This window comes from Pantoea sp. CTOTU49201 (assembly GCF_032054795.1).
Classification (GTDB): Bacteria; Pseudomonadota; Gammaproteobacteria; order Enterobacterales; family Enterobacteriaceae; genus Pantoea; species Pantoea symbiotica.
This window is the reverse complement of the sequence record NZ_DAMBSA010000633.1, coordinates 1-1,518: the sequence shown is the minus strand read 5'-3', so window position 1 is coordinate 1,518 and position 1,518 is coordinate 1. Positions and strand designations below refer to the sequence as shown.

1 protein-coding gene and 1 pseudogene are annotated in these 1,518 nt (G+C 53.1%); both read left to right on the top strand.

From position 1 onward, the window contains the following. Window positions 1-303: 303 nt before the first annotated feature. Window positions 304-1,287, top strand: a complete 984-nt coding sequence (kdgT, locus tag RTY00_RS24655) for a 2-keto-3-deoxygluconate transporter (protein WP_007892437.1) — start codon at window positions 304-306, stop codon at window positions 1,285-1,287. A 145-nt stretch (window positions 1,288-1,432) separates the two neighbouring features. After that, window positions 1,433-1,518: pseudogene (locus RTY00_RS24650) on the top strand (enoyl-CoA hydratase); the annotation flags it as partial.

Below are 1,518 nucleotides of genomic sequence, written 5' to 3'. Positions count from 1 at the left end.
ACCGCGTTAGCGGCGCGAGGACGGCCCGTGACGCAGCAGATGAGTCAGAGCCCGCACCAAATCTAAAGCCCCTCTCTTAACTTACAAGCATTAATCCTTCCATCGCCCCTCATTTAGCTTCAAATCATCTGGTATGGCGATGCGCGTCATAAATACAAAATCACAAATCAATAAAAATAAAACAGCGTTTCATAAATGCATTTGCGATCACTTTTTTCCTTTCAGCCAATCGTTATCTTGCTCGCCATGCCATCTGGCAATTCATAAAACACCTCCCTCTGGCTCAGTTAAGGTGACACCCTTATGCATATCAAACGTGCAATCGATAAGATTCCTGGCGGCATGATGCTGATACCGCTGTTTTTGGGCGCGTTATGTCATACGTTCTCTCCGGGCGCAGGTAAATACTTTGGTTCGTTCACTAATGGGTTGATGACCGGCACCGTACCGATCCTCGCAGTATGGTTCTTCTGCATGGGCGCATCCATCAAACTCAGCGCCACCGGCACGGTGCTGCGTAAATCCGGCACGCTGGTGCTCACCAAGATTGCGGTGGCGTGGGTTGTCGCGGCGATTGCTTCACGTGTAATGCCAGAAAACGGCGTGGAAGTGGGCATGTTTGCCGGACTCTCCACGCTGGCGTTAGTGGCGGCGATGGATATGACCAACGGCGGCTTATATGCTTCCATCATGCAGCAATACGGTTCGAAAGAAGAAGCCGGTGCGTTCGTCTTGATGTCGCTGGAGTCGGGGCCGCTGATGACGATGGTGATCCTCGGCACCGCAGGCATCGCCTCATTCGAGCCGCATGTCTTCGTGGGTGCAGTGCTGCCGTTTATCGTTGGATTTGCGCTCGGAAATCTCGATCCCGAACTGCGCGAGTTCTTTGGCAAAGCGGTACACACGCTAATTCCGTTCTTTGCCTTCGCATTGGGCAACACCATTGATTTGACCGTCATCGCGCAAACCGGCCTGCTGGGAATCATGCTCGGCGTCGCAGTGATCATTGTGACCGGCATTCCGCTGATCATTGCCGATCGCCTGATTGGCGGTGGCGATGGTACGGCGGGGATTGCGGCATCCAGCACCGCCGGTGCAGCGGTGGCTACGCCGGTGTTGATTGCCGAGATGCTGCCACAGTTTAAACCGGTCGCACCGGCTGCCACAGCGCTAGTCGCCACTTCTGTCATTGTCACTTCCGTCATTGTGCCAATCATTACGGCTGTTTATTCACGACGCGTTAAGCGTTCTCATGTTGCCGTGGGACAACGCGCAGCCATCAAGTAAGCCCGCTAATGCTTCCCCGGCCGCTGGTCGGGGATATCTCTGGATTTTGCTTTATAAATCAATCTCTCATTTGGTCTGGCCTCACTCTGGATTACGCTGATGTGGCGTTTAACGCACTACATAAACATAAACAGAGGATGAGACAATGACAGTAATTAACCAACCGACATGCAGACTGTTCACCGAAGTTGGACAAACCACACAGCTCGCGGCCTACTATGAAGAGGGCCG

What these genes read in the sequence shown, in the direction of transcription:
- kdgT (WP_007892437.1), top strand. Translation starts at nt 304, where the DNA reads ATGCATATCAAACGTGCAATCGATAAGATTCCTGGCGGCATGATGCTG.